General features: G+C 42.0%; 5 protein-coding genes. 2 read left to right on the forward strand and 3 right to left on the reverse strand.

Features of this window, described 5'->3' with window-relative positions:
* Positions 1–50 precede the first annotated feature (50 nt).
* Positions 51–638: a hypothetical protein gene (locus VN429_RS01380; protein WP_325628996.1), complete on the forward strand. Its 588-nt coding sequence runs from the start codon at positions 51–53 to the stop codon at positions 636–638.
* Positions 639–1286: 648 nt separating this feature from the next.
* On the opposite strand, the gene VN429_RS01385 is transcribed toward VN429_RS01380, so the two are convergent.
* A complete protein-coding gene (locus tag VN429_RS01385; RefSeq protein WP_325628998.1) occupies positions 1287–1877 on the reverse strand; it encodes a hypothetical protein in 591 nt (196 codons plus the stop codon).
* Between the two features lie 276 nt (positions 1878–2153).
* On the opposite strand from VN429_RS01385, the gene VN429_RS01390 reads away from it, so the two are divergent.
* Positions 2154–2807, forward strand: a complete 654-nt coding sequence (locus VN429_RS01390) for a chemotaxis protein CheC (protein WP_325629000.1) — start codon at positions 2154–2156, stop codon at positions 2805–2807.
* A 27-nt stretch (positions 2808–2834) separates the two neighbouring features.
* Here the strand turns inward: VN429_RS01390 and VN429_RS01395 are convergent, their stop codons facing one another.
* Positions 2835–3140 carry a hypothetical protein gene (locus VN429_RS01395; protein WP_325629002.1) on the reverse strand — a complete coding sequence of 102 codons (306 nt, stop codon included), beginning with the start codon at positions 3138–3140 and terminating at the stop codon, positions 2835–2837.
* Positions 3141–3299: 159 nt separating this feature from the next.
* Positions 3300–3980, reverse strand: a complete 681-nt coding sequence (locus VN429_RS01400; RefSeq protein WP_325629004.1) for a DUF4013 domain-containing protein — start codon at positions 3978–3980, stop codon at positions 3300–3302.
* Positions 3981–4100: the final 120 nt, after the last annotated feature.

A 4100-nucleotide genomic window follows, 5' to 3' on the forward strand; every position in this document is an offset into this window, starting at 1 on the left:
TTTGCATGTACTGCACAACATGTTTGTCTCTATAATTCCCAATATTAGATATGCAGATTCCAGACATACAATACGAGAACCATTTTTTTCTGCTGACAAATACACTCATCATAAGCCTCCTTTTCTTATGTACAACAACAACCGCTGTCACAAATTCAGGATGGCAACCGGTTAATGTAACATCATGGGCTCAGGTAGATATCCCCCCTGGCTGGACATACGGAGAGATTACCACAGATCCATTTGATCCTGACACAACAACTCTTGAGGCAAAATCACCGGATGGATCGACTACTCTTCAATATCTTTTTGATCACAATCCCAACCAGGCATCTCCAGGAGATCTCAGCAGAACTCAGGATAAGTATATGAATCAGCAGGGTTTCTGTCTCTGTCAGGAAAGACCATCATTTACTGAAACGGACGGAAACACGGCAATGAAACAGACATATGTAAAAGGCACTGATGATGGAGCTGTTGTCTGTTCTGGTGCATACCCGGGTTGGGGAAGGTACCAGTATGCACTTCTTATGAACGGACGTAGTTCAGTCAGTAAATATTACGATGATCTCCCAGATGACGTGGCAGATCATATCAGACAGCTCAAAGTCGAAACCAATGCTACAAAAGAATCGTAATCAGGGATCATCTTCTGATTGATTATTGGGAATTAAGGATCGCTGATGCGATCCTGAATCTGACATAAGTCAGGTACAATGGAGGATCAGTCCATTGCAGAAATATTTGCAGAGGGAGTGAACCAGTCAGGCCGGACAGGATTGAGGGGTTATACGGCACGGATGTAGGAGGACATTGTGGTGTATTACTCAGGAGGTATCCTGTCAGGGATTAGACAGGCAGGGTGTTAGGGTGTCCGTAGCCATGCTTCTGTTCTCCCTATGACATACATGAGTTGTATGAAACACCGTATAAAGCATCATGAGGAAACGAATATATCATAGTTTCATTGAAAATTAACTTCACTTCACTCACAAAATCATTTCAAAATCAGAAAGGGACTTTGATAGACATTTGTGACATGGACTACTCGTTGCACCTGGTTTCAGAGACCAATATTATGAAACCAGTTCATCCGGTTTTACATCTCGATGAGCGAAAAATGATTTAATAACATGTTGCAACCGGTTGCAACGATCTATTTTCAGCACCTGAACAAGTCTCTTACACGTTAAAAAAATTGAGAGAGAATTCAAACGCGGCACTTCCCAAATAATATCCAGAGTGCCCGCATCAACTACGCATACCAAAGAATCAACTTAAACCATTCAGGCAGTTTGATTCTGATTCGACGGTCTTAAGTGTCCGATTACTTGTGGAGGGATAGATTCATAATATTGTTTTACTGCATCAGGACCTTCCATAACCAGGATATAATGTCCCACTCCCCATCCGGGATATGATATTGTCCCAATCACAGCTGCATCATCACTTCCCCGTACATATGTTTGGCGATATGCTGTGTGATCCTGATTTTCTTCCCTGATTGGATCTTTGGTCTTACAGATGCGAAATCCAAGTTTATTCATATAACCATTCTGAAATTGCTGGATTTCATTTATGGTGATAGGATCAGGACTATGTGCCAGAATATAGGTAAGCTCAGAGTTCATATCAGGAGAGGTGGCCCTGATGGTAACATCATCAGGTTTCGCAGTCTCATTTGTATCCACAGAAACACTCCATCCTGCAGGAGTATCAGCCTGAACCCAGGATCTTGCCTCCGAAGGCTGCCACATATCAGCGATGGAACCACAGGGGATGAATCCTAATAAAATCACCATAAACAGAGAAATGGTCCTGATTATACAAGATCGTGAGAAACCAGTCAGATTGATCGGAAGAAGGCTGAATTTCATAGCTCTTCTTATCTCCAGAGGGGTAAACTCCTTCCGTTCATGTGTATCTCAATACGCTCAAGAAAAACTATCAGTTGGTTACATACAATGCATCTCATACAGGATCTCATCAATTTCAGTATTGGTCAATAGAAATAATCAGCCCTTCCAATAAAACAGTTGGCACCAGAAAACCTTTTCCAGGAGCACTACATTCTCAATGTTACATTAAGGAACAGATACGAACTTCACAGAATAGAACATAGGTAGTTTGTAGATATAGGGACAGGAATGCACATGACCTCAGAAGTATCAACTGACGGAAATATCCTTCTTTCAAAAGAACAATCAGAAGAGATCTGGGAACTTGGGAATGCAGGAGCACAGAATGCTGCTGCAGTGCTCTCAACCCTGCTTAACCAGAAGGTAACCATCAGTCTTCCATCAATTTCGGTGGTGAACCTGAGCAACCTTCAGGAGCACATTGATGACACCATGGCAGCGATGGTAATCTTTCAGATAAAAGGGCAGGTATCTAATGGAGGCTCACTGGTTTTGCATATCCCAAAGCCTTCAATTCTCAGACTCTCCCACATCATGCTTGGACAGCCTGAAGATGATAGGGAGATCGACGAGATGGATAAGAGCATGCTTCATGAGATTGGTAATATCATGATGTCATCTTATCTGGATGCCTGTGCCACTCTGCTCTCCATTATACTCCTACCATCACCACCATCCATGACTATCGATATGGCACATGCTATACTCGAATCTATCATCGCAACTCATGAGGTGGATGACAATGCAGATCAGGTTCTCTTCTTCAAAACCGAGATGAGTTGCGCAGATGAGGAAATAGATGCTGAATTATTCCTGCTTCCAAGCCATGCTCTCCTGAAAGAACTCCTCGATCGGTTCAGAAAAGTCAGATCTGAAAATAAAGGGTAAAAGATATCCAGATTATCAAAGAGCCAATCAGGTCTGACCCGGCCGGCCGCATGAGGGATATTCTGACCGGGCACAGGCCTTCTGACATCCCAGTTTCTGCCCCTGACATCCAACTGATCCACCGGACTGACATCTGGCAGAGATCTGGTCATCATTTTTGCAGCAATTTGATTCTCCAAACGCCTTTCCACTCGATGTATATTTTTTCTGAACTTTTTCTGTATCAACCGAGTTTACAGGAATAAGAGAACTTGCAATGATCCAGCCGACGACTGCAACCACAAGGAGTAGACCGACAATAATGAGAACCCGGTCGGTTTTATGTTGTTCCATAGTACTGATCTTTGAAAGGCTATGCAAAAGCATTTGTCGTAGAATGAGCTACACATTGAATGTTTGTATAACATCCGGATCCCTGTTTGATTACCTACAGAACCCTTACCCGGGGGAGACTACAAATATTCTCTTTTATCCTGGACAATAAAAAAAGGGTTACTGGTTTGCACTCTCGTACACGAGAGCCAGATACCGTGCCTCAAAGATTGTGAATACAACCGAGACAAAGAACATGATAATAAATCCAAGATATGGAATTTCCGTAACGAGATTAAAGAAAATGCCTACTATAAAACTTATTACCCACAGAACAACTGAAGCAAGAAGATATGAACCCCACCCAATCTCACGAATAGTTTGCAGAATTGCAGAGAAATTATATGCTTCCATGAAAGATTCCGTTCTTGCCATCCGTATGATACCGATGGTTGAGATGAGAACAGTAATAATCCCCAGGATGAATATGAGAAGGCTACTACCAATTATTGGGAAAATGTAGGGTGCAAGATCATGTAAATTAAAATGAAATTCACCGCCTGCGGCAATCTTGGAGAAGATACTCACACCAATGGCCATGAAAGAAACTACTGTGACAATGAGGACCGGAATAAAGTACACACAGATTGCTACGAAGTACTTCAAACCATTGACAAAGAGTTTCCACAGATTCTCAATTTCGGGTGGAGGAGTTTTTCCCCGGTAGATCTCCAGTGTGTATCCCATCATGAGTGGGAAGATGATCGACATGATGGTGAGAAGAATCCATCGTTTCCACTGCTGCCATACTGACTCTTTCGCATAATCGAATGAGTCACGAATTGCTGATCCAATATCCATAATACTCTACCATCCGAAGGTTTGTATGGCTGACATTTAATCATATTCTACAATAAACGTAACAATTTTGAAGAATAAACAAAATAAAGCCCACAAATCATTTAATACCAGTAAGTGTAA

The organism is Methanospirillum sp., from assembly GCF_035560735.1.
Lineage (GTDB): Archaea > Halobacteriota > Methanomicrobia > Methanomicrobiales > Methanospirillaceae > Methanospirillum.

Bases quoted from the DNA above. Each gene is read 5' to 3' on its own strand.
- VN429_RS01380 (WP_325628996.1), top strand. From the start codon at position 51: ATGCAGATTCCAGACATACAATACGAGAACCATTTTTTTCTGCTGACA.
- VN429_RS01385 (WP_325628998.1), bottom strand. From the start codon at position 1,877: ATGAAATTCAGCCTTCTTCCGATCAATCTGACTGGTTTCTCACGATCT.
- VN429_RS01390 (WP_325629000.1), top strand. From the start codon at position 2,154: ATGACCTCAGAAGTATCAACTGACGGAAATATCCTTCTTTCAAAAGAA.
- VN429_RS01395 (WP_325629002.1), bottom strand. From the start codon at position 3,140: ATGGAACAACATAAAACCGACCGGGTTCTCATTATTGTCGGTCTACTC.
- VN429_RS01400 (WP_325629004.1), bottom strand. From the start codon at position 3,980: ATGGATATTGGATCAGCAATTCGTGACTCATTCGATTATGCGAAAGAG.